Origin of the sequence: Novosphingobium sp. 9 (assembly GCF_025340265.1) — a bacterium.
GTDB lineage: Bacteria > Pseudomonadota > Alphaproteobacteria > Sphingomonadales > Sphingomonadaceae > Novosphingobium.
In genome coordinates, this window is record NZ_CP022707.1 from 1,840,870 (window position 1) to 1,862,992 (window position 22,123).

Genomic DNA, 22,123 nt, shown 5'->3' on the forward strand with positions numbered 1-22,123 from the left:
TAAGATGATGAGTGGTTTTCCGATCCTCAGTCTGATGCTTCTGGTGCCGTTTGCGGCGGCACTGGTCTGTCTGTACCTCGATGCGAAGGCGGCGCGCATGCTTGCGCTCGTCGCCACGCTCGCGGACCTGGCGCTTGGCATCGTGCTCTGGCTGAATTTCGACGTGGGCGGGGCCCAGTGGCAGTTCACCGAACGCGTGCCGCTGTTCGCCGGCTTCTCCTATTCGCTTGGCGTCGACGGCATCGCCATGCTGCTGATCGTCATGACGGTCTTCCTGATGCCGATCTGTATCGGTGCCAGCTGGAAATCGATCCAGAACCGCGTCAGCGAGTACATGGCGATCTTCCTGCTCATGGAAACGCTGATGATCGGCGCTTTCGCGGCGCAGGACCTGTTCCTGTTCTACATGTTCTTCGAAGGTGGCCTGATCCCGATGTACCTCGCGATCGGCATCTGGGGTGGTCCCAACCGCATCTACGCCTCGTACAAGTTCTTCCTCTACACGCTCGTCGGCTCGGTTCTCATGCTGATCGCGATGCTGTGGATGGTGAACCAGACCGGCACCAGCTTCATCCCGACGCTGATGGCCTACAACTTCGATCCGCATGTCCAGACCTGGCTGTTCCTGGCCTTCTTCGCGAGCTTTGCGGTGAAGATGCCGATGTGGCCGGTCCACACCTGGCTTCCGGCGGCGCACGTCGAGGCGCCGACCGCAGGCTCGATCATTCTGGCAGGCGTGCTGCTGAAGATGGGCGGCTACGGCTTCCTGCGCTTCTCGCTGCCGATGTTCCCGGAAGCCTCGGCGTACTTCGCGCCGCTGGTCTGGGCGCTGTCGATGGCGGCGGTCATCACCGCCTCGCTGATCGCGGCCGTGCAGCAGGACATGAAGAAGCTAATCGCCTATTCCTCGGTCGCGCACATGGCGGTCGACGCTGTGGGCCTGTTCGCCTTCAACCAGCAGGGTCTTGAAGGCGCGATGATCCTCATGCTCAGCCATGGTGTCGTCTCGGGCGCGCTGTTCCTGTGCGTGGGCGTGCTCTACGACCGCCTGCACACTCGCGAGATCATCCGCTATCGCGGCCTTGCGGTGAACATGCCGCGTTATGCGCTGTTCTTCATGATCTTCACGATGGCCTCGATTGGTCTTCCGGGCACGAGCGGCTTCGTCGGTGAGTTCCTGAGCCTTGGCGGCGTGTTCCGCGTCTCCACCTGGACGGCAGCGGTCTGCACCACCACGATCATTCTCGGCGCGGTCTACATGCTTTACATGTACCGCAAGGTCGTGTTCGGCGCGCAGGTCAACGCCGATGCAGCCGCCATGCGCGACATCGATCTTCGCGAGTTCCTGATGGTTCTTCCGATGGCGGCTGTGGTGTTCTGGATGGGTGTCTACCCGGAAAGCTTCATTGCGCCGATGCGGGCGGACATTGCCGCGATCGACGCAAGGCTTGAACACGCCAAGCCGAAGGAAGACGCCAAGGTCTTCATGCCTAGTAACAAGAAGCCTGCGCAGGCCGAAGCCGCGCACGAGGGGGCACACTGATGGACTGGTCGCACTCCCTGCGCCTTATCGCGCCGGAAGAAACGCTGAGCATCGCGGGCCTCGTCCTGCTGATGATCGCCGCCTGGGGCGGTGACAAGGCTGCGAAGCTGATCTCGGTTCTTGCCGTTGCAGTGCTGGTGGGCGTGTCGTTCATGGTCGCGCCTGCCCTGTGCGGCGGCGTCATGGGCGAGCAGGCTTCGGCCTTCTACGGCCAGTTCCAGGCGGACGCCTTCGCGTCTTACGCCAAGATCTTGATCTATCTGTCTTCGGCAGTGGGCCTGATCGTGGCACCGGCGTACTTTGATCGCTTCAAGGCGATGCGGGCCGAATATCCGATCCTCGTCATCTTCGCCGCACTCGGCATGGGCATGATGGTGTCTGCGGGCGATCTGCTGACGCTGTACATCGGTCTCGAGATGAACTCGCTCGCCGCCTATGTGCTGGCTGCATTCCTGCGGGTCGATGATCGTTCGGCGGAAGCGGGCCTCAAGTACTTCGTGCTGGGCTCGCTGGCCTCGGGCATTCTGCTGTTCGGCATGAGCCTGACCTACGGGTTCACCGGAACGACCTCGTTCGACGGCATCAGCGCGGCACTGTCGCATGGTCTGTCGAATGGCGCGCTGTTCGGTATCGTCTTCATGCTGGCCGGCATGGCCTTCAAGATCAGCGCCGTGCCGTTCCATATGTGGACGCCCGACGTCTATGAAGGCGCACCGACGCCGGTTACGACGTTCTTCGCGACGGCACCGAAGGTCGCCTCGCTGGCGCTGCTGATGCGTATCGTGTTCGAGGCGTTCGGCGATCAGGCACATGCCTGGCAGCAGATCGTCATGTTCCTGGCGCTGGCCTCGATCGTGATCGGTGCTCTGGGCGCGATGGGGCAGAGCAACATCAAGCGCCTGCTGGCCTATTCGTCGATCAACAACGTGGGCTTCCTGCTCATCGGCCTGTCGACCGCGACGCTCAATGGCGCCACCGGCATGCTGACGTACCTCGGCATCTATGTCGCGACCTCGGTTGCCAGCTTCGCGGCGGTGCTGCTGCTGCGCGATGCGGATGGCAACGCGGTCGAGGAGATTCCGAAGCTGGCCGGTCTGTCGCGGACGCGCCCCGGTCTTGCCGCTGCGCTTGCCCTTGTGATGTTCAGCCTTGCCGGTATTCCGCCGCTGCTCGGGTTCTGGGGTAAGGTCGTGGTGTTCCAGGCCGCCGTGCAGGCCCACATGGTCCCGCTCGCCTCGATCGGTATCGTCGCTTCGGTGATCGGCGCCTTCTACTATCTCAAGGTCGTCAAGATCATGTACTTCGACGAGCCTGCGGATGTGGTGAAGGGCAAGGGCGACGTGGCGCATTATGTGCTGCTGACGGTTGCGACGCTGTTCATCTCGCCGCTTGGCTATCTGGCGATGGGCTGGCTGAACGGTCTGGCTGCAACCGCTGCCAAGGCCCTGTTCGCTGGCGCGTAACCGAGCCGGCGCTTGCTCCAGATCGTACCTGAAACCGGGTCGACGAACGCCGATCTGTCCGATGCCCTGAGGGGAGGAGAATACCTCCCCGAGGGGCATTGGCTTTTGGCGGACCGGCAGACGGCAGGCCGGGGACGGCTTGGTCGGACGTGGTTCGACGGTCGCGGTAACTTCATGGGATCGGGGATCGTTCGTGCAGGGCATGGCGATCCACCCGTGGCATCGCTTGCGCTGGTCGCCGGGCTTGCGGTGCAGGATGCGCTGACAGGCTGGCTCGGGCGCCATGCCGACCTTCGCGTGAAGTGGCCCAACGATGTGCTGCTGGATGGCGCGAAGATCAGCGGTGTGTTGCTGGAAGGCGTTGCCGGTGCCGTGATCGTGGGGATCGGCGTCAATCTCGTCGCCGCGCCGGACGTGCCGGACAGGGCGACCACCTCGCTTGCCGCGCATGGCATCGACGTTTCGCGCGACGCGTTCGCCGATGCGCTTGTCCGCAGTTTCGCGACGGAACTCGAACGCTGGCGGCTTGGCGGACTTGCGCCGCTGGTGCGCCGCTGGCAGAGTGCAGCGCATCCGGTGGGCACGCCTCTTCGCGTGATCGCACCGGGTGAAGGTCCGGTAGAGGGTACTTTTGCGGGATTGACCGAGGATGGCAATCTGCGGCTCACGCTCCATGACGGATCGCTGCGCACGATCCACGCCGGGGATGTCGACCTGCCGCGACCGGCATGACGTTTCCGTCACGGTCGCCCGGCGTTTTATGCCCGCCGTTTTATGAAGGACTGACACTTTCCATGCTGCTCGCCATCGATGTCGGCAATACCAACGTCGTCTTTGCCCTGTTCGACGGTCGCGAAATGCGTGCGCGCTGGCGTATCGCCACCGATCCGCGCCGTACCGGTGACGAATATGCCGTGTGGCTGATGCAGTTGCTGGCCATTCGCAAGGTTGATCCGAAAGAGGTCGAGCGGGTCATCATCGCAACCGTGGTGCCACGTGCGCTGCACAATCTCGAAATTCTCTGCCGCCACTATTTCGACGTGGAGCCGCTGATCGCCGGGCAGGGCAGCGCCGAATACGGCATCGAGATCGACGTCGATCAGCCGCGCTCGCTGGGCGCAGACCGCGCGATCAACGCGATCGCTGCGCACGAGAAATATCCGGGCGACCTGATCGTGATCGACTTCGGGACGGCGACCACGTTCGACGTCGTCGATTTCAACGGCACGTACAAGGGCGGGATCATCGCGCCGGGCATCAATCTCTCGCTCGACGCGCTGGTGGGCAATACGGCGAAGCTGCCGCGCATCGCCATCCGCGCGCCGGAGAGCCGCAGCGTCATCGGTCGTAACACCGAAGACCAGATGCTGATCGGCGTGTTCTGGGGCTATGTCGCGACGATGGAGGGGCTGATCGCGCGGATGCGTGCCGAAATCGGGCGCCCGGCGAAAGTCATTGCGACCGGCGGGCTGGCCGTTCTGTTTGACGAGGCGACCGATATCTTCGATGCGGTCGATGCCGACCTGACACTCGAAGGCCTGGCGATTCTGGCTGAAAGGGCTGCGCTTAAGTGATTCCCGGTAACGAACTGATTTTCTGCGCGCTCGGCGGTTCGGGCGAAATCGGAATGAACGTCAATCTCTACGGCTGTCAGGGCAAGTGGCTGATGGTCGATCTGGGCATGACGTTCGGCATGAACGAATATCCGGGTGTCGAACTGGTGTTCGCGGACCTCGATTTTATCGAGCAGCAGCGAGACAACCTGCTGGGCATCGTGCTGACCCACGCGCATGAAGACCATATCGGGGCGGTGCCGTACTTCGTGCAGGAACTGAACGTTCCCATCTATGCGACGCCGTTCACCGCACGTCTGGTGGCCGCCAAGCTCGAAGAAGCGGGGATTCTCGATGAGATCGAGTTGATCGTCGTCGACAACCTCGAAAAATTCGAGATCGGTCCGTTCGGCATCAGCTACCTGCCGTTAGCGCACTCGATCGCCGAGGGGCACGCCCTGCTGATCGATACGCCGTTCGGCCGGATCTTTCATACCGGCGACTGGAAGCTCGACGATGAGCCGCAGGTGGGAACGCCCGCCACGGCGGAAGAACTCAAGGCCATTGGCGACGATGGCGTGCTGGCGCTGGTCTGCGATTCCACCAATGTCTTCAATCCCAAGGCATCCGGCTCCGAAGGCGATGTCTATCGCGGGTTGCTGGACGAGGTGAAGCGCTGGAAGGGCCGCCGGGTGCTGGTCACGACCTTCGCTTCGAACGTGGCGCGCCTGCATACGCTGGGACGCATCGCAAAGGCCACCAACCGCAGGCTTTGCGTTGCCGGGCGCTCGCTCGACCGCATCATCGAGGTCGGGCAGGCCAGCGGCTATCTCAAGGAAATGCCGGATCTCGTCGATTTCGAGACGGCAATGAACCTGCCGCGCGGCGAAGTGCTGTTCATCGCCACCGGTGGTCAGGGCGAGCCGCGCGCGGCGCTTTCGCGCATTTCGGAAGGCAACCACCAGATTTCGCTGGAGGCGGGGGACGTGGTGCTGTTCTCCAGCCGCCAGATTCCCGGCAACGAGATCGCCATCGGCCGCATCCAGAACCGGCTTTCGGACGCGGGTATCGTGCTGGTGACGGATCGTCAGAGCGAGATTCACGTCTCGGGCCATCCGGGGCGGCCGGAACTGGAAGCGATCTATGGCTGGCTGCGTCCGCAGATCCTGATGCCGGTGCATGGCGAGATCCGCCACATGCGCGAGCAGGTGCGGCTCGGCCTGTCGAGCGGCATTCCCGATGCGGTGTTCCAGAAGAACGGCGATCTGGTGCGTCTGGCGCCCGGAAAGCCGGGCAAGTTTGGTGAGGTCGAACATGGCCGCCTGGTGCTGGATGGCGATATCATCGCGCCTGCCGATGGACAGGCCGTGGTCATGCGCCGCCGACTGGCGCACAACGGCGTGGTCTCGGTCGCTGCGGACGGTCGCGGCAAGGTCGAGGTTTCGGCGCTGGGCCTGCCGCTCGAAGAAGATTACGAGACGTTCCTCGATGAAGCCCGCCGCGACGTGGCGGATGCTCTGGGCAAGACGCGCAAGCGTTCGCGCGAGGACCGGGTCGAGGCCATGCGCCTTGCCGTCCGCCGTGCGGCCACGCGCTGGAGCGGCAAGAAGCCGCAGGTACAGGTCATGCTGCTGGAGGACTGATCCGGCAGATTGAAAGAGCGACAGGCAGGACCGGACAATCCCGGCGTCCTGTCGCTCTCCTTGGGAGAGGATGCCGATGAAGCCCCTGTCTATGCTGGCCGTCTACTGGCTCTTGTGGGTCTTCAGCGCGTTTCTGGTCATGCCCTTCGGGCTACGCACGCCCGATGAGGTGCGCGACCACGACATCGGCAAGGGCCATGCCGACAGCGCTCCTGTCAATTTCCGCCCGCGACGGATCGCAATACGCGCGACGGTGCTTGCGGCCATCCTGTTCGCGCTGTTCTACCTCAACGCGCGGGAGGGCTGGGTGACGTTTGCCGACCTCAACCTGTTCGGCCACCCTCCAGTGAAAGATCTAGGATACTAAGCGGGCTGAGCCGCTTGCGCCCGCCGGATGTCAACCGCGCGGATCAGCCGCGCAGGCGCTCGATCCCCTGTGCCAGTGCAACGTAGAGCTTGCCCATGTCCGACGACAGCAGGGTAACGCCCAGCGCCTTGCCGTCGCGCGTGGAGAGAATTTGGCGCAGAATCGATTCGAAGTCGTGGATGTAGCGGTTCACGTGATCGCGGAAGGCATCGTCGCGCTCGTAGGTCTGCTGGATCGCCTTGACTTGCCCCGCATCGAGCAGGCTGACGGCGCGGCGCGTGAAGATACCGCGATCGCCGCGAAGGTAGGAGGCCCAGGCCGTGTCGGAGACATCGACGGAGAGGGCACCGGCAATGTCGATGGCGTGCGAATTGAGCGATTCGCTGATGATCGCCGCGCGGCGGGCGAAGTTGTTGTCGACCTGCTCCTCGGCCCTGGTGCGGGCATCGGTGACGCGCGCTTCGAGGTTGCCGACCAGTTCATCGACACGGGCCAGTTCATCGCGAAGCTGGCCTGTGGCTTCATGCGTGACGCCAGAGGCATGAGCGACGGCCTGTTCGAGGCGTCCGGAGATTTCCGCCACCTTGGCACGCATCGCCTTGTCGATGGCCTTGTCGCTCTCTTCGCCAAGACGTGCGGCAAGCGCCAGCACGCGCGCAGCGGTGTCGGTCTCGATGGAGGCTACCGCTTCACCGGCGCTGGTCGCCAGTGTGTGAACGGCATCGTGCAAAGCGCCTTGCGCCTTGTCGGCGGTACGGTCGGTCGCTTCTTCGAGTTCGACAAGCGTGAGGCGCAGGCCGTCGAGGAGCGAGGCATGGGCCTTGCCGCTGGTCGAAAGGGCAGCCTGCGACTGGAGCAGAGCCGTATTGAGCGCGCCGAGTTGCGACTGGCTGTTTCCAACGCTGTCGGCAAGGCGTTCTCCGTTGTCCGCCGAATGTCGCAGAAGATCGAGCAGGCCCGAGACGCCGTGATCGAGCCGGGTCAGTCGATCCTCGTTGATCGACAACGCTTCGGGCAGGCTGTCATGAACCTGCTTGCCGCTGGCTTGCACGAGTTCGAGCAGGCGCAGGGCGGCATCGGTCAGGCCGGATACGTCGCCGTCGGCCGAAGCGAGTGTTTCTCGGGCCGCGGCGAGGCGCTCGGCCAGCAAATCGAGCGTGCGGGCAAGGCGTGCCTCGGCGATTTCGGCTTGTTGCACGATGCTGGCAAGGCGCTGATCGTGGCTGCCGAGCAGATCGGAAAGATCGTTGGAGCGCTGCTTGAGTGCGTCCGTGTGTTCGCGATGGCCTGCAAGGCGAGCAGATACGCCGGCATCGATATCCGCAAGTAGACCGGACAGGCGGGCAGCGCCTTCGGTTTCGTGCTGGAGCGCCAGTTTGCGGCGCTGCTCGATCTCGCTGTGGAACTGCTCTGCGTCGCGCGTGAGCGATCCGTTCAGCCGCGCGATTTCTTCCGCGATGTCGCCGAGGCGTTTCGACAGCGCGGAAGTCGCTGCATTCTGATGGTGTTCGATCTCGGCGCTGCGGCGCTGTTGTTCTTCTTCCACGCCCGCCAGCGTGCTGCGCAGGGCCAGCAGGGCGCGTTGTTCGCTGTCGCGGAAGGCGCGGGAGACGACATCGCTCTCATCGCGCAGTGCGCCAAGACGCGATCGCAGGGAGGTGAGGCTCTGGGCTTCCTGTGTATCCAGCTGCTGCCGTGCTTCGTCGATTTCGGTGCCCAGCGCCGTGATCCGGTGACGCATGGCCGCGAGTGTTTCGCGCTCCTGCGTGTCCCACTGGCTGCGAAGCGCCTCGCCGTTCTGCGTCATGGCTGCAAACCGTTCATCCGCCAGCACGCGCATCTGCTCAAGTCGCTCGGCGAACATGGCCAGCGTGCCCTGCGTGGTACGGTTCAGCGCTTCGACCTGACGCTCGCTGGCGATGCCGAACTCGTTGAGACGATTGAAGCCCCTGATCATGTCGTCGAGCTGACCATGCGCCATGCGCCCGGCACCGGCGATATTGTTCGTCACGTCCTTGGCGGCATTGGCGATCACCGGCAACTGGTCGCGAAGTTGCTCCATGTTGTCCCGCGCGCGGGTGCTGACCGTGCTGATCGTCTCCACGCGCTCGCCGTTTTCGCGAACCAGTTCCTCCAGCCGTGCAGCGTTCGTCGACAGGCGCTCACTGGCAAGGCGCCCCAGGGTTTCGAGATCGCGCGACTGCGAGGCAAGGAACTCTCGCGCGAGGCTGAGTTCGCGGTTCACCGATGTCAGGCGCTGTTCCAGCAACAGGGACTCTTGCGAGAGGCGCGACGCCGCATCGCCGAACCGCCGGGCTTCACGCGTACTGCTGCGCAGGACCAGCAATAGCAGCACCGCAATGAACGCGGCAGGCATCGCCCATTGCGAGACAAGCGCCGAGACCTGAGTGGAACTGGCACCCGTCAGGGTCTTGCTGTTGGCGAACAGGAAGAACGCCGTCCATCCCAGCAGAGCGCCACCGGCCACGGCAGGCGCGATCCATAGCCGCGATCCTTGTGATGGGCTCTGATCGGCTTCGTCTTCGGCGTGAGGATGGTATTCCACCCAGGCTTGTTCGGAGTGGACCTGGTCTGGCAGCGGCGAAGAGGGGCTGGATGCCTCGGATACGGACGCGCTGCTGTGCGCCTCGCCTTCGCTGACGCTGCCATTAGACCCGATCGGGACGATCCTGCTCTTTTCCCCTGCCATCGAGACGGGATACTCCCGTGTTCCCGGTGTTAAAACCCTCGATTGAACGAACTGGCGATTAACTGGGGATAGCCGCCACCGGAGACCCTTGCAGCAGCCCTCAGTCGCTTTCGGCAATCGCCGGCAAGGACTGCACCGGACTTGCCGAATATTACCGGGTGCAAATCGTCGGCCACGCTTGGCACTGCGCGGCGGTCAACCTAGATAATGCCTTGGGATATTCGGGAATCACCATTGCGTATCGCTTTGCTCGCCATCACCGAGCCTGCTGTTGCGGGACAGACTACGCCGCGCGCATTCTTGCGCGTGGCGGGGGCGACTGTCGCGCAGCACCAGTTGAGCATCGCGCTGGCATTGGACTGCCAGCGGGTGATCTGCCTTGCGCGGCGTCCTTATGCGGAACTGTCCGCCCTTCAGATCGTCGCGGAAAACGCAGGGCTGCAATTCCACGTTGCTGGGGCAAGCCATCAGTTGTCGAGCCTGGTGACGGCTCGCGACGAACTGGTCGTAATCTCGGAAGGTCTTTTCGCGGATGGTGCCGCAGCAGCGGGGCTGTTGGAGAAGCGGGCCCAGGCCGTTCTTGTGCAACCGGTCGAAAGCGCGGTCGGAGAAGGTTTTGAGCGGATCGACATCAATCGCGCTGCCGGTGGTCTCATCCGGATTTCCGCGCAACTGGTCGAGAAGCTTCATGATCTTCCGTCAGATGTCGAGGTGGCGTCTGCGCTGACCCGGATCGCGCTTCAGGCTGGTGTCGAGACGTGCGAGATCGGGGCGTCGTTGCGGAGCAGCGGAGCCTGGCGGATGGTCCGTGACGAGGGTGAGGCACACGATGCGGAAGTGCATTGGTTGCGTTCACGTCTTGGCGATGGGCGGAATGCCGGGTCGTCCACGCGCGTGGCAGGGTTCGGCGTGAAAGCACTGGGTGCGACGCTTCTCCATGCCGGAAATGCCAGCAACGCGATGAGCCTTGCCGTCCTGGCGTTGCTGTTCATCGGCTCTGTCATGACGTGGTTTTCCATGCTGTGGGCAGGCTTTGCAGCTGTTGCATTGGCCTGCGTCGGCATTGAGGCCGGGCGACTGCTGCGCAATATCGAGCGGCAGTCCGTGGGGCAGTTGCCCCCGGCTATTACGCGTGCCGAGGTGCTCGCATGGGCAAGGGATGCGGTTTTTACAGGGACGATGCTGGCGGCCCAACCGATCACGGGAAGCGCCTGGATCGACTGGCTCTATGCGCCGCTTTCGCTGATTCTACTGCTTCTGCTGGTGCCAAGGTTGCTCCCCGCACGCATTGCATGCTGGGTTTCGGACAGGGCTGCGGTCTCGCTGTTGCTGGCGTTGGCCGCCGTGCTTGGTCAGGTGCAGTCGGCAGTGGAGCTTATCGCGCTGGCGCTCGCTATAACGTGCCTGTGCATTCCCCGTTCGTTTCGGGAATAACACCACTTTAACCACTGTGAGGCTAGCGAGGAAGGGATGAGCGATACGCAAGACCATCTCTCCGGTGCCGGTTCTCTTGAAGCCGCGATGCGCGTGCAACTGATGCAGGGCGACGCCGTTGCACAGGAAGCACGACCAATTCTGCGCCATTTACTGCAGCAGGACAGCAACGATCTGTTCAGCGAAGAGATTGTGGCACGGGTCAAGGGTATGATCCGATCGCTGGCCAATGCACTGCAAGATGCGATCTTTGCGGACGATCATTATACCGAAGCCGCGCAGCGGGACATGGTCGAGAACGATTTTTTCCATCTGCTGGTGGTCGATGAAGCCATGCTCCAGCATCTCCATGCCATGGCGCTGGAGTATCAGGTGACGCAGCGCCTGCAGGCCAGATTGTCGCTGGATGCGGTGACGTCTCCGCTGGTGCGCGAATTGATAGCATCGAGCGATATGCAGCTTCAGTCGCTCGCCATGGCCTATCTGGCGGCGCAGGCCCGATGGTGCCAGTCCCAGCGTCGGATGGCGATTACGGTTGCGGAATTGCCTGCAGCGCAGTTCGACGTGATCATGGCTGCGCTTCACGGCGTCGCTGCCGAGCATTCTGTCGTTGGCGAACGTCTGCCCGATTGCGTCCGTCGATTGAAAGAAGCTCGCGGCTTGGGGCGATGCCGCCTCGACCTTGCCAGAAGCATCGTCGACGCACTGCCTGTCGACGCCGAGAAGGCCCTATCCATCGAACATGCAGGCGTTGGCCTTTTCGTTTCCACGCTGGCAGGGGCCTTGGGTGAAGTGCGCGATCAGGTGGCCTTTTCATTGCATGCCTCGCAAAGTGCGCGCCTGCTGTTACAGCTTCGAGCCGCCGGGCTGCGCGCTGCGGCGGTCGAGTTGCAGTTCGTCATGATCCATCCCGGACTCCCTTTGCCTATGGGTATCGAGACACTGGGAGCAGATCGGGCAGCCGAGGTTCTGGCGCAAAGCGGAAGGGCTGTGGCATGAATACCCGGCTTCCCGTGTTGGCGAAGGTCATGACGGACGCGCTCGATCGTGTCATGACGGCGCAAGAGCCTCTCGCCTCGCTTCAACTGCATTGCGGCGGTGACATACCCGGAACACTGGCAATCCCGGAATTGCTGGAAGTCGTGCGGCTTGCCCGATCGAACAAGGCAGTGCTGACACGGCAGATTACCGCCTTTGATGGCGCCGAGCATATCTGGGCATGGGTGGATGTCGTACCTCTTGGCGACGAGACCGGTTGCGAGATCCGGTTGCGCACATGGCAGGCCGGATCCCCGTTGGCCGAGGACGGACATCTTGCAACGCGACGTCGGAATATGACCGACAGGGCCGTTTCAGAGTTGACGGCGGTACTCGATAGCCAGCAGCGCGTGCTTGCCGCCCACTCCGGTTCGGATGCGCTGGCGGGGCTGCAGCAGATATTCATGCAGGCGGTAGGGCGCCCCTGGACCGATATCCTGCCGCCGGTGGGGCTGCCGGGGTCGCATGGCCTTCACTGGCGATTGCTGGACGGCGTGGAAGTAACGGTATCAGGCTCGACGCGGCGTTGGCACGTCTCGCTTGTACCTCAATTGCAACCCGGTGCCGAACCGGCGGGATTCGATCTCCTTCTCCTGTCGGATGAACCGGAAGAGCTTGCAGACGTTCAGCCGTTGGCAGCTGCCGATTTCGGCCCTGAACCGCTTTCCGGCGGCGTGGTGGCGCAGGATCTCGCTCCGGCGCTTCGGCAGCCGATCTCGCGCGTTATTGCCAATGCCGAGACCATTCGTTCGCGTCTGGCAGGCCCCTTGCCCGATGCTTATGCGGAATATGCCGGTGAGATCGTGGCGGCGGGTACTCTGCTTGCCGGATTGCTGGACGACTTCGCGGACCTCGAAGTGGTCGAGGATGCAGGTTTCAGCGTCGATTGCGAGGAAATCGATCTGGTGCAGGCGGCAAGACAGGCTGCCGGCATCCTGAATGTGCGGGCGCTGGAAAAGAATATTCGTGTCGAGCCCCCGGTCTCGCTCAGGAACTGAGTGCGCGCGGGGAGTTCCGACGGGTTCTTCAGGTTCTTCTCAACCTGATCGGGAACGCTATTCGGTATTCGCCGGAGAATTCCCGTATCGAAGTGGCGATTGAGGAAGGCTTGGCCGGCCAAGCGCACAGCGTCCACGTGACGGACGAGGGGCCGGGGCTCACGGAAGAGGAGCAGCGCAAGGTTTTCGAGCGTTTCGAGCGTCTGGGGCGCAGCGGAGACGGCGGATCGGGACTGGGGCTTTATATTTCCCATCGGCTTGCCGCTGCGATGGGAGGCGAACTCTCTGTTTCCAGCATCAAAGGCCAGGGCGCGAGGTTTACATTATCGCTACCGGCTTTTTCGAACTGACGATCGGTCTGCCTCCAGCGATCAGGGCGAACAGGTGAAAAAAAGGCCCCGTTTCCGGGGCCTTTTTCTTGTCCGATGATCGGATCTGCAAGCGCTCAGCGCTGGGCCAGCGGCACGTAATCGCGCTGCGTGGGGCCAGTGTAGAGCTGGCGCGGACGGCCGATCTTCTGGCCTGGATCCGAGATCATTTCGTTCCACTGCGCGACCCAGCCCACGGTGCGGGCGAGCGCGAAGAGCACGGTGAACATCGTGGTCGGGAAGCCGATCGCCGAGAGGATGATGCCCGAGTAGAAATCGACGTTCGGGAACAGCTTCTTCTCTGCGAAGTACGGGTCGGACAGCGCGATTTCCTCAAGACGCAGGGCGGTCTCGAAGACCGGGTCCGTAACCTTGAGCGCGTTGAACACCTCGCGCACGGTCTTCTGCATGACCGTCGCGCGCGGATCGTAGTTCTTGTACACGCGGTGGCCGAAGCCCATCAGACGGAACGGATCGTTCTTGTCCTTGGCGCGATCGATGTAGTGCTGGATGCGATCGGGCGTGCCGATCTCGCGCAGCATGTTGAGCGCGGCCTCGTTGGCGCCGCCGTGAGCGGGGCCCCAGAGGCAGGCGATGCCCGCCGCGATACATGCGAACGGGTTCGCGCCCGACGAGCCGGCAAGGCGCACGGTCGAGGTCGAAGCGTTCTGCTCGTGGTCGGCATGCAGGATGAAGATGCGGTCCATGGCCTTTTCGACCTCGGGCAGCACTTCATACTCTTCCGCGGGCACGCCGAAGGTCATGCGCAGGAAGTTGCCGGTGTAGGACAGGTTGTTGTCCGGGTAGAGCATCGGCTGGCCGACCGAGTACTTGTACGCGGCCGCAGCGATCGTCGGCATCTTGGCGATCAGGCGATGCGCGCTGATCTTGCGCTGCTCGGGATCGGCGATGTCGGTCGAGTCAGGGTAGAACGCCGAGAGCGCGCCGACCACGCCGCACATCACCGCCATCGGGTGCGCATCGCGTCGGAAGCCGCTGTAGAAGCTCTTGAGCTGCTCGTGCAGCATGGTGTGGCGGCTGATGGTGTATTCGAAGTCCTTCAGCTCTTCCGCGTTCGGCAGTTCGCCGTTCAGCAGCAGGTAGCTGGTCTCCATGAACGAAGACTGCTCTGCGAGCTGGCCGATCGGGTAGCCGCGGTGCAGCAGGACGCCTTCGTCACCATCGATGTAGGTCAGCGCGCTTTCGCAGCTGGCCGTCGAGGTGAAGCCGGGGTCGAAGGTGAACTTCCCCGTCTGGCCGTACAGCTTGCGGATGTCGATGACATCGGGGCCGACACTGCCCTTGAGGACCGGATATTCGAAATCCTTGCCTTCCGAGCTCAGTTTTGCCTGATCACCCACCTATCCAAACTCCTTTGTTTTATGATTGGGACCCGACCGGGGCAGAGCTTTGAGCGCCGATGCGCGCAAGGCTTTCGTCCCGCCCGAGCAGAACCAGTACGTCGAAAATGCCTGGCGAGGTCGTCTGACCCGTCAGAGCGGCTCGCAGCGGTTGTGCGAGCTTGCCGAGTCCGACCCCCAGGTCCTCGGCCATTGCCTTCAGGTTCGCTTCCAGTGCCTCCGGCGTCCAGTCGGACAGCCCGGACAGGCGCTCGTGCATCGAGGCGAGGCGCCCCCGCGCCTCGTCGGTCAGCAGCGCCTGTGCCTTCTCGCTGAACGCAAGAGGGCGTTTGGCAAACAGGAAGGCAGCGCCTTCGGCAAGTTCGTTCAGGTCCTTGGCGCGGACCTTGAGTACGGGCATCGCCTGGGCCAGCAGCCCAAGGTCGATGTCGGCATAGCCGGCAGCCTCGACGCGCGGCGCGACCAGCGCGGCAAGGCGCTCGTCATCAGCTTCACGCAGGTAGTGCCCGTTGAGATTCTGCAGTTTCGCAATGTCGAAGCGCGAGGGCGATTTGCCGACATCGGCCATGTCGAACCACTCGACCGCCTGCTCGCGCGAGATGATCTCGTCGTCGCCATGGCCCCAGCCAAGGCGCAGCAGGTAATTGAACACGGCTTCGGGCAGCAGGCCCATCTCGTCGCGATAGGCATCAACGCCGAGCGCGCCGTGGCGCTTGGACAGCTTGGCACCGTCCGCGCCATGGATCAGCGGAACGTGTCCGTAGACCGGCACGTCCCAGCCCATGGCGTTCAGGATGGCAAGCTGGCGGAACGCGTTATTCAGGTGATCGTCACCGCGCAGGACGTGGGTGACGCCCATGTCGTGGTCATCGACAACCACCGCCAGCATATACGTGGGCGTGCCGTCCGAGCGCAGCAGCACGAAATCGTCGATTTCCACGTTCTGGACGGTGACGGCGCCCTGAACGAGATCGACGATCGTCGTCTCGCCTTCACGCGGCGCCTTCACGCGCACGACATACGAAGCGTCGGCGGGCCAGGTCGAAGGATCGGCATCGCGCCATTCGCTGTCGATGCGGAAGGGGCGGCGCTCTTCCTGCGCCTTCTTGCGGCGCTCGGCGAGTTCGTCCTGCGTCAGGTAACAGCGATAGGCATCGCCCGAGGCCAGCATCTGTGCGGCGACTTCGGCATGGCGATCGGAGCGGGCGAACTGGAACACCGGGGCCTCGTCGCCGTCAAGGTCCAGCCAGCGCAGACCATCGAAAATGGCTTCGATCGCGGGCTCGGTCGAGCGCTCACGGTCGGTGTCCTCGATGCGCAGGAGGTATTTGCCGCCGTGGTGGCGGGCGAACAGCCAGTTGAACAGCGCCGTGCGCGCGCCGCCGATATGAAGGAACCCGGTCGGCGAGGGCGCGAACCGGGTGACGACCGGCCGTTTGCCTGCCGCAGATCCCGTTGCAACCTCGCTTGCCATTTATTCGTCCTTCCTGTCCTATGGGCGGCATGGCCTCCCATGCCGCGTCCCGAAACCGCAGTTCGCTGCCGGTTGATCCGGCGCCCGCTGCGTTGCAGCAGGGGCCTTGGAACACCGCGAGGCGTTTGTCGAGGGGTTTGGCCGGGCTCGAAGATTTTCTTGTCCGGGCGGCATACGAACGCGCGCCATGGCTGTCAGTTGCATTTGGTGCAGGTATTGTATCGTGGTTCGCGCTTGGCTCTGTGCGGGAATGGTCCCTGTTCCTCGCAGGTGCAGCAACGATGGTCGGGCTGCTGTGGCTGCTTCGTCCGGGGTATGTCAATTATCCGCATATTTTCAGAGCATTGCTCGGTCTTATACTGATGGCGACGGCAGGCCTGTGCGTCGTTTGGGCGCGTTCGAGCATCATCGGTCCGGCGCCGTTCGAAGGCAGTGGCGTGTCGGAAATCGAAGGGGTTGTGCTTGCTATGCAACCACAACCGGCGCTGCATCGCGAACAATTGATTTTGGCTGTCGGGACGCTTTCCGGCTCTGGAGCCTCGAAAGTGCGCGTGAATGTGCCGGATGAGTATCGTGGCGGAGGGGCGAAGGCGGGAGATACCGTTCGCGCGAAAGTCAGACTTATGCCGCCAGCACCGCCGATGTTGCCTGGTGCCTACAACTTTGCCCGCACGGCGTGGTTTTCAGGGTTGTCGGCAACCGGATCGGCGATGTCGGAACTGCGAGTCGTTTCGCACGACGGGGCGCGAGACCGTATCGGTGAATTGCGCAACCGATTGGCAGCCCATATCCTCGACAGGCTGGGCAAGGATACCGGGGGGATCGCCAGCGCGCTTGCGTCGGGCGATGTCGGCGCCATTCCTGAAAGCGATGCGCAGGCGATGCGCGATGCCGGGCTGGCGCATCTGCTATCGATCAGCGGGCTCCATGTCAGTGCCGTGATAGCAGCAGCCTATTTTCTCGTTCTGCGCGTGCTTGCGCTGGTCCCTGGGATAGTCCTGCGAGCACGTCTGCCGTTTTTGGCAGCAATATCCGGAGCGATGACGGGGATTGCCTACACTGTGCTAACCGGATCGCAGGTGCCGACGATGCGCTCGTGTTTTGGGGCGCTCCTCGTGCTGGCGGCGATGGCGACGGGGCGTGAGGCGCTTTCCTTGCGCATGCTCGCGGTCGCGGCCTTCGGCGTTCTGCTGATCTGGCCGGAAGCCATGGTAGGGCCCAGCTTCCAGATGAGCTTCGCCGCCGTTCTGGCGATTGTCAGTCTCAGCGGTGCACAGCCGGTCCGGCGATTTCTGGCGCCTCGCGAAGAGGGGGTGATCGCGCGAACCGCCCGCGCGACCGCGATGCTTCTCATCTCTGGCATCGTCGTCGAATTGGCGCTGATGCCCATCGGGTTCTATCACTTTCATCGAGCGGGGCTCTACGGGGCGATTGCGAATGTCATCGCGATCCCGCTGACGACTGTCGTGATCATGCCTGCGGTCGCATTGGCGCTTGTGCTGGATATTGCCCATCTGGGCGCGCCGGCATGGTGGGTGGCGGGACAGGCGATCCGCTTTCTCATCGGGCTGGCGCATTGGGTGGCCGAGCGCCCAGGCGCTGTCACGCTGTTGCCCACGATGAGCGGTGTGGCTTTTGCCCTGTTTGCGTTTGGCGGGCTATGGTTGGGGCTTTGGCGTGGGGCTGTGCGCCTGTGGGGGCTGTTGCCCGCATTCGCAGGCGTGCTGTGGCTATGTACTCTGCAACCGCCCGATATTCTCGTCACAGGCGATGGCCGACATGTTGCCATCGTCGAGGACGGGGGGCGCACTCTGCTGACATTACGCAATACTCGCAGCGATTATACCCGCCAGAGCATCAAGGAAATAGCCGGCTTTTCCGGAGATCTGCGGCCATTGGAGACCTGGCCGTCGGCGCGATGCAATGACGATTTCTGTCGTATCGATATTTCGAAGACAGGGCGCTTGTGGCGCGTTCTTCTGTCTCGCGGGCATGAAGCGGTCAGCGAGCGTAGTCTTGCGGCGGCATGCGCCGGTGCCGACATTGTGATCGCCGATCGATGGCTGGCATCGAGTTGCCGGCCCGCGTGGCTATTGATCGATCGCGATACACTGGGCCGTACCGGCGGCCTGTCGATCGATCTGGAAGGCCAGTCCGTCGATACCGTTGCCGCAGGGCAAGGGGGGCATGGCTGGTGGCGGCCCATACCCAGCGGGACGAACCATCGACTGCGATTGCGATCCGACGATCATTCTCAATCAGACGACCGTTCAGTATCGTCTTCAGCGCTATAGGGGGCTGGACCCGGCTGCGAGGCGGGAGCTTGCCTGTCGATTGCAAGATGACTGCTTTGCCATGTCGGAGCAGTCATCTACCGCAATTCCGGTTCAATGGTAGCGGCGCAGCAGGCCGGCGAGTTTGCCCTGAACCTCGACGTCTTGCGGGGCATAGATCTGAGGTTCGTAAGCGGCGTTGGCAGGTTCCAGCCGAACCATGCCACCCTCACGCTGAAGATATTTGAGAGTGGCTTCTTCTCCGCGCACAAGTGCCACCACGATTTCCCCGTCACGCGCTGTATTGGTGCGTTTGACCAGGGCGAAGTCGCCATCGAGAATACCTGCCTCGATCATCGAGTCCCCCGAAACCTCCAGTGCATAGTGGTCGCCGGCGCCCAGCAGAGCGGCAGGCACGGGCAACATTGCGTGCGTTTCAAGGGCCTCGATCGGAACGCCGGCAGCGATCTTTCCGTGAAGAGGAATTTCGATCACATCGTTATTGTTCGCCGGAGTGCGAGGCGCAGGCGTGCCGCTTGTGAGCGAGGAGGCTGCAACGCCAGCCTCTGCCGGGCGGGACGGAGCGGGCTTGCTTGTGGCGTCTTCGGGCTGGCGCAGGACTTCCAGCGCGCGGGCCCGGTTGGGCAGGCGGCGAATGAAGCCGCGTTCCTCCAGTGCCGAAATCAGGCGGTGCACACCCGACTTGGACTTGAGGTCGAGGGCTTCCTTCATTTCTTCAAAGCTTGGCGAGATACCGCTTTCTTCCAGACGGACCTGAATGAACCGGAGCAATTCGTGCTGTTTGCGCGTCAACATGGTCGCTGCCTCTTGCCGATCTGGTGAGGCATGACCGCCTCACTGCTCTAAAGCGTGAACAATGTGAGAACAACTAAGCAACAAATTGCGCCCGGTCAAGCAATACCGCCGTTCCGGATCAAGTAGATGCGCGCATTGTCACCCTGCCGGCGGGGCGGGCTGCCAGCGGGAAGATCGATAAGGGCATCGGCATGAGCCAGAGATGTCAGTGCGCCACTATCGCGCAAGGGTATGGGCTGAACCGCTTCGCCGTCCCATATTCCCCGAACGAACTCACGGCGGCTACCGGTCGCGGGCGTCGAGCCGGCCAGACGGGTGACGATCGAGCGCGGGGTCGCCATTTTCGCGCCACCCAGTCGGCGTAGCAAAGGGAGCAGGAAGAAATATCCGGTCACGAATGCCGACACCGGATTTCCGGGCAATCCCACGATTATCTGGCGACGGGCAGCATTTTCGCGCGTTGCGATCAGCAGCGGTTTGCCGGGCTTGATCGCCACGCGCCAGAAAGCGAGTTGCGCCCCCCAGGTTTCCAACGCGGGCCGGATCAGGTCGTGGTCGCCCACCGAGGCGCCGCCGCTGGTGACGATGACATCGGCATCGCGGGCGCTTTCGAACGCTGCGAGCAGGGCGTCCGCACGATCCGCGACCGGGCCGGTCCGGGTGACGCCATGACAGAGCGGTGCAGCAAGGGCGCTCAGCATGACGCCGTTGCTCGCCGGAATGCGATGCAAGGCGCAGTCGGCGGGATCGTCTGCAAGTTCGTCGCCGCTGTCGATGACGGCAAGCGAGGGAAGTCGGTGGACATCGAGCGTGCCATGTCCCGCTGAAAGGGCGAGGGCAAGGCTTGCCGGGGCGAGAGGCGCTCCGGCCGGAATGACAGTGTCACCCGTGCGAAAATCCATCCCGGCCGGGCGGACGTGGCTGCGGGGCGTGTCCGGGCCGTCGCCGGTCAGGGTGAGAACATCCCCTCACGGATGACATCTTCCTGTACGATCACCGCATCGGCGCTTGCGGGCAGCAGAGCGCCGGTGGAGATCCGCACCGCTTCGCCCGCCTTGGGCGTGCCGTGGAAAGGATGCCCGGCAGCGCTTTCGCCGATTACGCGCCAGGGGCCGGAAAGATCGTCCGCGCGGAGCGCGTAGCCGTCCATCGCCGAGAGGTCGGCGGCAGGCTGGGTGCGCCGGGCGAGCAGGGGCGCGACAAGGGAGCGGCCCGCGGCATGCTGAGTCGCGATCGTTTCCGGTGATAGCGGTTCCACCAGTGCCAGCAGACGTGCCTGCGCGTCCTCCAGAGGCAGCGGCGGTGTCATGCGATGGGCTCCGGCGCGTCGGGGGCGTCGGGAGCGCGCCAGTGGCCGGACTTGCCGCCGCGTTTCTCGATCAGGCGGATGCCCTCGATGACCATCGCCTTGTCGAGCGCCTTGGCCATATCGTAGATCGTCACCAGCGCGATCGAGACGGCGGTGATCGCCTCCATCTCGACGCCCGTGCGCCCGGTGAGCGAGGCGGTGGCGGTGGCCCTGACGGCATTGTCCTCGAACGAAAAGTCCAGATTGACCGCATCGAGCGCGAGCGGATGGCACATCGGGATGAGGTCGCCGGTCTTCTTGGCGGCGAGTATCCCGGCGATGCGCGCCGTGCCCAGCACGTCGCCCTTGGGCGCGTTCCCGGCGCGGATCGCGGCGAGCGCTTCGGGGGCCATCGTGATGCGGCCCGAGGCGATGGCGAGGCGCTGTGTCTCGGCCTTGCCCCCGACATCGACCATGCGCGCGGTGCCCTCGGCATCGATGTGGGTGAGCGAGCGGGTCATGCGATGGACCTTTCCGAAATCGGCTTCGAGGCGAGGCTGGTTGACACAGTTGACACGGTCCAGAGAGGAAGTGTCACCTTGGACGTGAAACACTGGCTTACCTGATTGAAAACGCGAACTTTACCGAAGTTAACAGCGTTATCTTCGGGCGCAAAGGTGTCGCCTTGCCGGTCGGCAGTGTCCACTTGCAAGGGCAGGAAAGGAAAGGGAGCGTGGAGCATGTTCTCTGGTTGGCACAATCGCGCGCAGTAGGACAGGGTGCAGGACAGGGTGCCTGACAAAAACGATGTTCTTTCAAAGGGGCGCACAAGCGCAAGATCGGGCAGGCGGGCCGCTGCGAATCCTGTCACAAGCAGCGGCATGACGCAGAACCCGCCTCGCCGAGACCCTTACGCCGACCGCTTCGCTGCCGTGATCGCGCGGATCGAGGCTGAGGAGGGCCGCCCCGCTGATCTTGAGGCGCTGGCCGAGGTGGCAGGGTTCTCGCGCTATCACTTCCATCGCCAGTTTCGCGGGCTGGCGGGGCTGACCGCGCACGATTTCGCGCAAGGCCTGCGGCTTCACCGCGCGGCGCATCGCCTCGGCTTCCATTCGCAAACGGGCGTGACCGATCTCGCGTTCGATGCCGGCTACGAGACACTGGAGGCGTTCACCCGCGCTTTCCGGCGGCAGTTCGCAAGCTCTCCCAGCGCGTTTCGCCGCGCGCCGAACTGGAGCGCCTGGCGCGATCTGGGCGACAGACTTCAACAGGCAAGGAGCCGTGTGATGACGAATGCTACGATGCTGAATGGTGTTGAAATTCGCGAATTTGCTCCCGTGATCGTCGCCGCCATGGAGCATCGCGGCGGTCCGGCGTCGCTGGAGGACACCATCCGCCGCTTCATCGACTTGCGACGCGAGGCGGGGCTGGTGCCGCCGCTCAGCCGCACCTTCACGCTGTTCCCGGTCGATCCGCGCAGCGTGCCGGTGGAGGACTATCGACTGGTGCTCTGCGCTTCGGTTCCGGCGGCGAAGCTGGGCGCGTTCAAGGGGGATGCGGCGGCCGGTGTCGAGCGGGTCGAGATTCCCGGCGGGCGCGTGGCGGTCTTGCCGGTGCCGGGGCGGGGGATGGACCTCGAAGCCCCGGCCATCGCGCTCTATCGCGACTGGCTGCCCGCCAGCGGCGAGACCTTGCGCGACTATCCGCTGTTCTGCGAGCGCGTGCGGCTTTACCCGATGGTGCCCGAAGCCGAGGCGCTCACCGAACTGATGCTGCCGCTGGAGGGGTGAGGGA

21 protein-coding genes are annotated in these 22,123 nt (G+C 63.5%); 12 read left to right on the top strand and 9 right to left on the bottom strand.

The window, feature by feature from the left end:
- Positions 1-7: 7 nt before the first annotated feature.
- From CI805_RS09170 to CI805_RS09195, 6 genes are all read left to right on the top strand, one after another.
- On the top strand, positions 8-1,543 hold the full coding sequence (locus tag CI805_RS09170) for an NADH-quinone oxidoreductase subunit M (RefSeq protein WP_260927918.1): 1,536 nt from the start codon (positions 8-10) through the stop codon (positions 1,541-1,543).
- A complete protein-coding gene (nuoN, locus tag CI805_RS09175) occupies positions 1,543-3,006 on the top strand; it encodes an NADH-quinone oxidoreductase subunit NuoN (protein ID WP_260922324.1) in 1,464 nt (487 codons plus the stop codon). The genes CI805_RS09170 and nuoN overlap by 1 nt, the downstream gene beginning before the upstream one ends.
- Before the next feature lie 12 nt (positions 3,007-3,018).
- Complete coding sequence (locus CI805_RS09180; protein ID WP_260922325.1) at positions 3,019-3,738, top strand: biotin--[acetyl-CoA-carboxylase] ligase; 720 nt, start codon at positions 3,019-3,021, stop codon at positions 3,736-3,738.
- Positions 3,739-3,800: 62 nt separating this feature from the next.
- Complete coding sequence (locus CI805_RS09185; RefSeq protein WP_260922328.1) at positions 3,801-4,580, top strand: type III pantothenate kinase; 780 nt, start codon at positions 3,801-3,803, stop codon at positions 4,578-4,580.
- A complete protein-coding gene (locus tag CI805_RS09190; protein ID WP_260922330.1) occupies positions 4,577-6,202 on the top strand; it encodes a ribonuclease J in 1,626 nt (541 codons plus the stop codon). Before CI805_RS09185 ends, CI805_RS09190 begins: the two co-directional genes overlap by 4 nt.
- Before the next feature lie 76 nt (positions 6,203-6,278).
- Positions 6,279-6,569, top strand: a complete 291-nt coding sequence (locus tag CI805_RS09195; protein ID WP_260922332.1) for a DUF1467 family protein — start codon at positions 6,279-6,281, stop codon at positions 6,567-6,569.
- A 43-nt stretch (positions 6,570-6,612) separates the two neighbouring features.
- Here the strand turns inward: CI805_RS09195 and CI805_RS09200 are convergent, their stop codons facing one another.
- Both CI805_RS09200 and CI805_RS09205 read right to left on the bottom strand, forming a co-directional pair.
- Positions 6,613-9,135, bottom strand: a complete 2,523-nt coding sequence (locus CI805_RS09200) for an ATPase (RefSeq protein WP_260922334.1) — start codon at positions 9,133-9,135, stop codon at positions 6,613-6,615.
- A 372-nt stretch (positions 9,136-9,507) separates the two neighbouring features.
- Positions 9,508-9,969, bottom strand: a complete 462-nt coding sequence (locus CI805_RS09205) for a hypothetical protein (RefSeq protein WP_260922337.1) — start codon at positions 9,967-9,969, stop codon at positions 9,508-9,510.
- A gap of 111 nt (positions 9,970-10,080) precedes the next feature.
- Between CI805_RS09205 and CI805_RS09210 the strand changes: the two genes are divergently transcribed.
- Genes CI805_RS09210 through CI805_RS20885 form a run of 4 tightly spaced genes read left to right on the top strand, consistent with a single transcriptional unit; the run spans position 10,081 to position 13,099 of the window.
- Positions 10,081-10,713, top strand: coding sequence for a hypothetical protein (locus tag CI805_RS09210; protein WP_260922340.1), 633 nt, complete (start codon positions 10,081-10,083; stop codon positions 10,711-10,713).
- A 36-nt stretch (positions 10,714-10,749) separates the two neighbouring features.
- Complete coding sequence (locus tag CI805_RS09215; RefSeq protein WP_260922342.1) at positions 10,750-11,712, top strand: hypothetical protein; 963 nt, start codon at positions 10,750-10,752, stop codon at positions 11,710-11,712.
- 29 nt (positions 11,713-11,741) lie between these two features.
- Positions 11,742-12,749, top strand: coding sequence for a sensor histidine kinase (locus tag CI805_RS09220; RefSeq protein ID WP_313958484.1), 1,008 nt, complete (start codon positions 11,742-11,744; stop codon positions 12,747-12,749).
- Positions 12,638-13,099 (top strand): ATP-binding protein, encoded by a 462-nt coding sequence (locus CI805_RS20885; RefSeq protein WP_313958485.1) that lies wholly within the window; start codon positions 12,638-12,640, stop codon positions 13,097-13,099. The genes CI805_RS09220 and CI805_RS20885 overlap by 112 nt, the downstream gene beginning before the upstream one ends.
- A 95-nt stretch (positions 13,100-13,194) precedes the next feature.
- Here CI805_RS20885 and CI805_RS09225 read toward each other — a convergent pair whose 3' ends face one another.
- Entirely contained in the window at positions 13,195-14,478 is a 1,284-nt protein-coding gene (locus CI805_RS09225; protein ID WP_260922358.1) for a citrate synthase, read from the bottom strand.
- A gap of 19 nt (positions 14,479-14,497) precedes the next feature.
- Positions 14,498-15,952, bottom strand: coding sequence for a glutamate--tRNA ligase (gene gltX, locus CI805_RS09230; RefSeq protein WP_260922361.1), 1,455 nt, complete (start codon positions 15,950-15,952; stop codon positions 14,498-14,500).
- Between the two features lie 29 nt (positions 15,953-15,981).
- Here gltX and CI805_RS09235 point away from each other — a divergent pair, with 29 nt between their 5' ends.
- On the top strand, positions 15,982-18,246 hold the full coding sequence (locus CI805_RS09235; protein WP_260922363.1) for a ComEC/Rec2 family competence protein: 2,265 nt from the start codon (positions 15,982-15,984) through the stop codon (positions 18,244-18,246).
- Positions 18,247-18,339: 93 nt separating this feature from the next.
- Here CI805_RS09235 and lexA read toward each other — a convergent pair whose 3' ends face one another.
- The 5 genes from lexA to CI805_RS09255 form a co-directional block, all read right to left on the bottom strand.
- On the bottom strand, positions 18,340-19,041 hold the full coding sequence (gene lexA / locus CI805_RS09240) for a transcriptional repressor LexA (RefSeq protein WP_260922366.1): 702 nt from the start codon (positions 19,039-19,041) through the stop codon (positions 18,340-18,342).
- Between the two features lie 95 nt (positions 19,042-19,136).
- Positions 19,137-19,943, bottom strand: a complete 807-nt coding sequence (locus CI805_RS09245) for a molybdopterin-binding protein (protein ID WP_313958486.1) — start codon at positions 19,941-19,943, stop codon at positions 19,137-19,139.
- Between the two features lie 47 nt (positions 19,944-19,990).
- On the bottom strand, positions 19,991-20,350 hold the full coding sequence (locus tag CI805_RS20890; protein WP_313958487.1) for a hypothetical protein: 360 nt from the start codon (positions 20,348-20,350) through the stop codon (positions 19,991-19,993).
- A complete protein-coding gene (moaC, locus tag CI805_RS09250) occupies positions 20,347-20,850 on the bottom strand; it encodes a cyclic pyranopterin monophosphate synthase MoaC (RefSeq protein ID WP_260922369.1) in 504 nt (167 codons plus the stop codon). Before moaC ends, CI805_RS20890 begins: the two co-directional genes overlap by 4 nt.
- Positions 20,847-21,212 carry a hypothetical protein gene (locus CI805_RS09255; protein WP_260922371.1) on the bottom strand — a complete coding sequence of 122 codons (366 nt, stop codon included), beginning with the start codon at positions 21,210-21,212 and terminating at the stop codon, positions 20,847-20,849. The genes moaC and CI805_RS09255 overlap by 4 nt, the downstream gene beginning before the upstream one ends.
- On the opposite strand from CI805_RS09255, the gene CI805_RS09260 reads away from it, so the two are divergent.
- Positions 21,211-22,119 carry a GyrI-like domain-containing protein gene (locus tag CI805_RS09260; protein WP_260922382.1) on the top strand — a complete coding sequence of 303 codons (909 nt, stop codon included), beginning with the start codon at positions 21,211-21,213 and terminating at the stop codon, positions 22,117-22,119. The two genes, CI805_RS09255 and CI805_RS09260, sit on opposite strands and share 2 nt — an antisense overlap.
- Positions 22,120-22,123 lie beyond the last annotated feature (4 nt).

Bases quoted from the DNA above. Each gene is read 5' to 3' on its own strand.
- CI805_RS20890 (WP_313958487.1), bottom strand. From the start codon at position 20,350: ATGACACCGCCGCTGCCTCTGGAGGACGCGCAGGCACGTCTGCTGGCA.
- CI805_RS09195 (WP_260922332.1), top strand. From the start codon at position 6,279: ATGAAGCCCCTGTCTATGCTGGCCGTCTACTGGCTCTTGTGGGTCTTC.
- CI805_RS09205 (WP_260922337.1), bottom strand. From the start codon at position 9,969: ATGAAGCTTCTCGACCAGTTGCGCGGAAATCCGGATGAGACCACCGGC.
- gltX (WP_260922361.1), bottom strand. From the start codon at position 15,952: ATGGCAAGCGAGGTTGCAACGGGATCTGCGGCAGGCAAACGGCCGGTC.
- lexA (WP_260922366.1), bottom strand. From the start codon at position 19,041: ATGTTGACGCGCAAACAGCACGAATTGCTCCGGTTCATTCAGGTCCGT.
- CI805_RS09170 (WP_260927918.1), top strand. From the start codon at position 8: ATGAGTGGTTTTCCGATCCTCAGTCTGATGCTTCTGGTGCCGTTTGCG.
- CI805_RS09245 (WP_313958486.1), bottom strand. From the start codon at position 19,943: ATGGATTTTCGCACGGGTGACACTGTCATTCCGGCCGGAGCGCCTCTC.
- CI805_RS09220 (WP_313958484.1), top strand. From the start codon at position 11,742: ATGACGGACGCGCTCGATCGTGTCATGACGGCGCAAGAGCCTCTCGCC.
- moaC (WP_260922369.1), bottom strand. From the start codon at position 20,850: ATGACCCGCTCGCTCACCCACATCGATGCCGAGGGCACCGCGCGCATG.
- nuoN (WP_260922324.1), top strand. From the start codon at position 1,543: ATGGACTGGTCGCACTCCCTGCGCCTTATCGCGCCGGAAGAAACGCTG.
- CI805_RS09255 (WP_260922371.1), bottom strand. From the start codon at position 21,212: ATGCCGCTGCTTGTGACAGGATTCGCAGCGGCCCGCCTGCCCGATCTT.
- CI805_RS09260 (WP_260922382.1), top strand. From the start codon at position 21,211: ATGACGCAGAACCCGCCTCGCCGAGACCCTTACGCCGACCGCTTCGCT.
- CI805_RS09185 (WP_260922328.1), top strand. From the start codon at position 3,801: ATGCTGCTCGCCATCGATGTCGGCAATACCAACGTCGTCTTTGCCCTG.
- CI805_RS09215 (WP_260922342.1), top strand. From the start codon at position 10,750: ATGAGCGATACGCAAGACCATCTCTCCGGTGCCGGTTCTCTTGAAGCC.
- CI805_RS09210 (WP_260922340.1), top strand. From the start codon at position 10,081: ATGGTCCGTGACGAGGGTGAGGCACACGATGCGGAAGTGCATTGGTTG.
- CI805_RS09235 (WP_260922363.1), top strand. From the start codon at position 15,982: ATGGCCTCCCATGCCGCGTCCCGAAACCGCAGTTCGCTGCCGGTTGAT.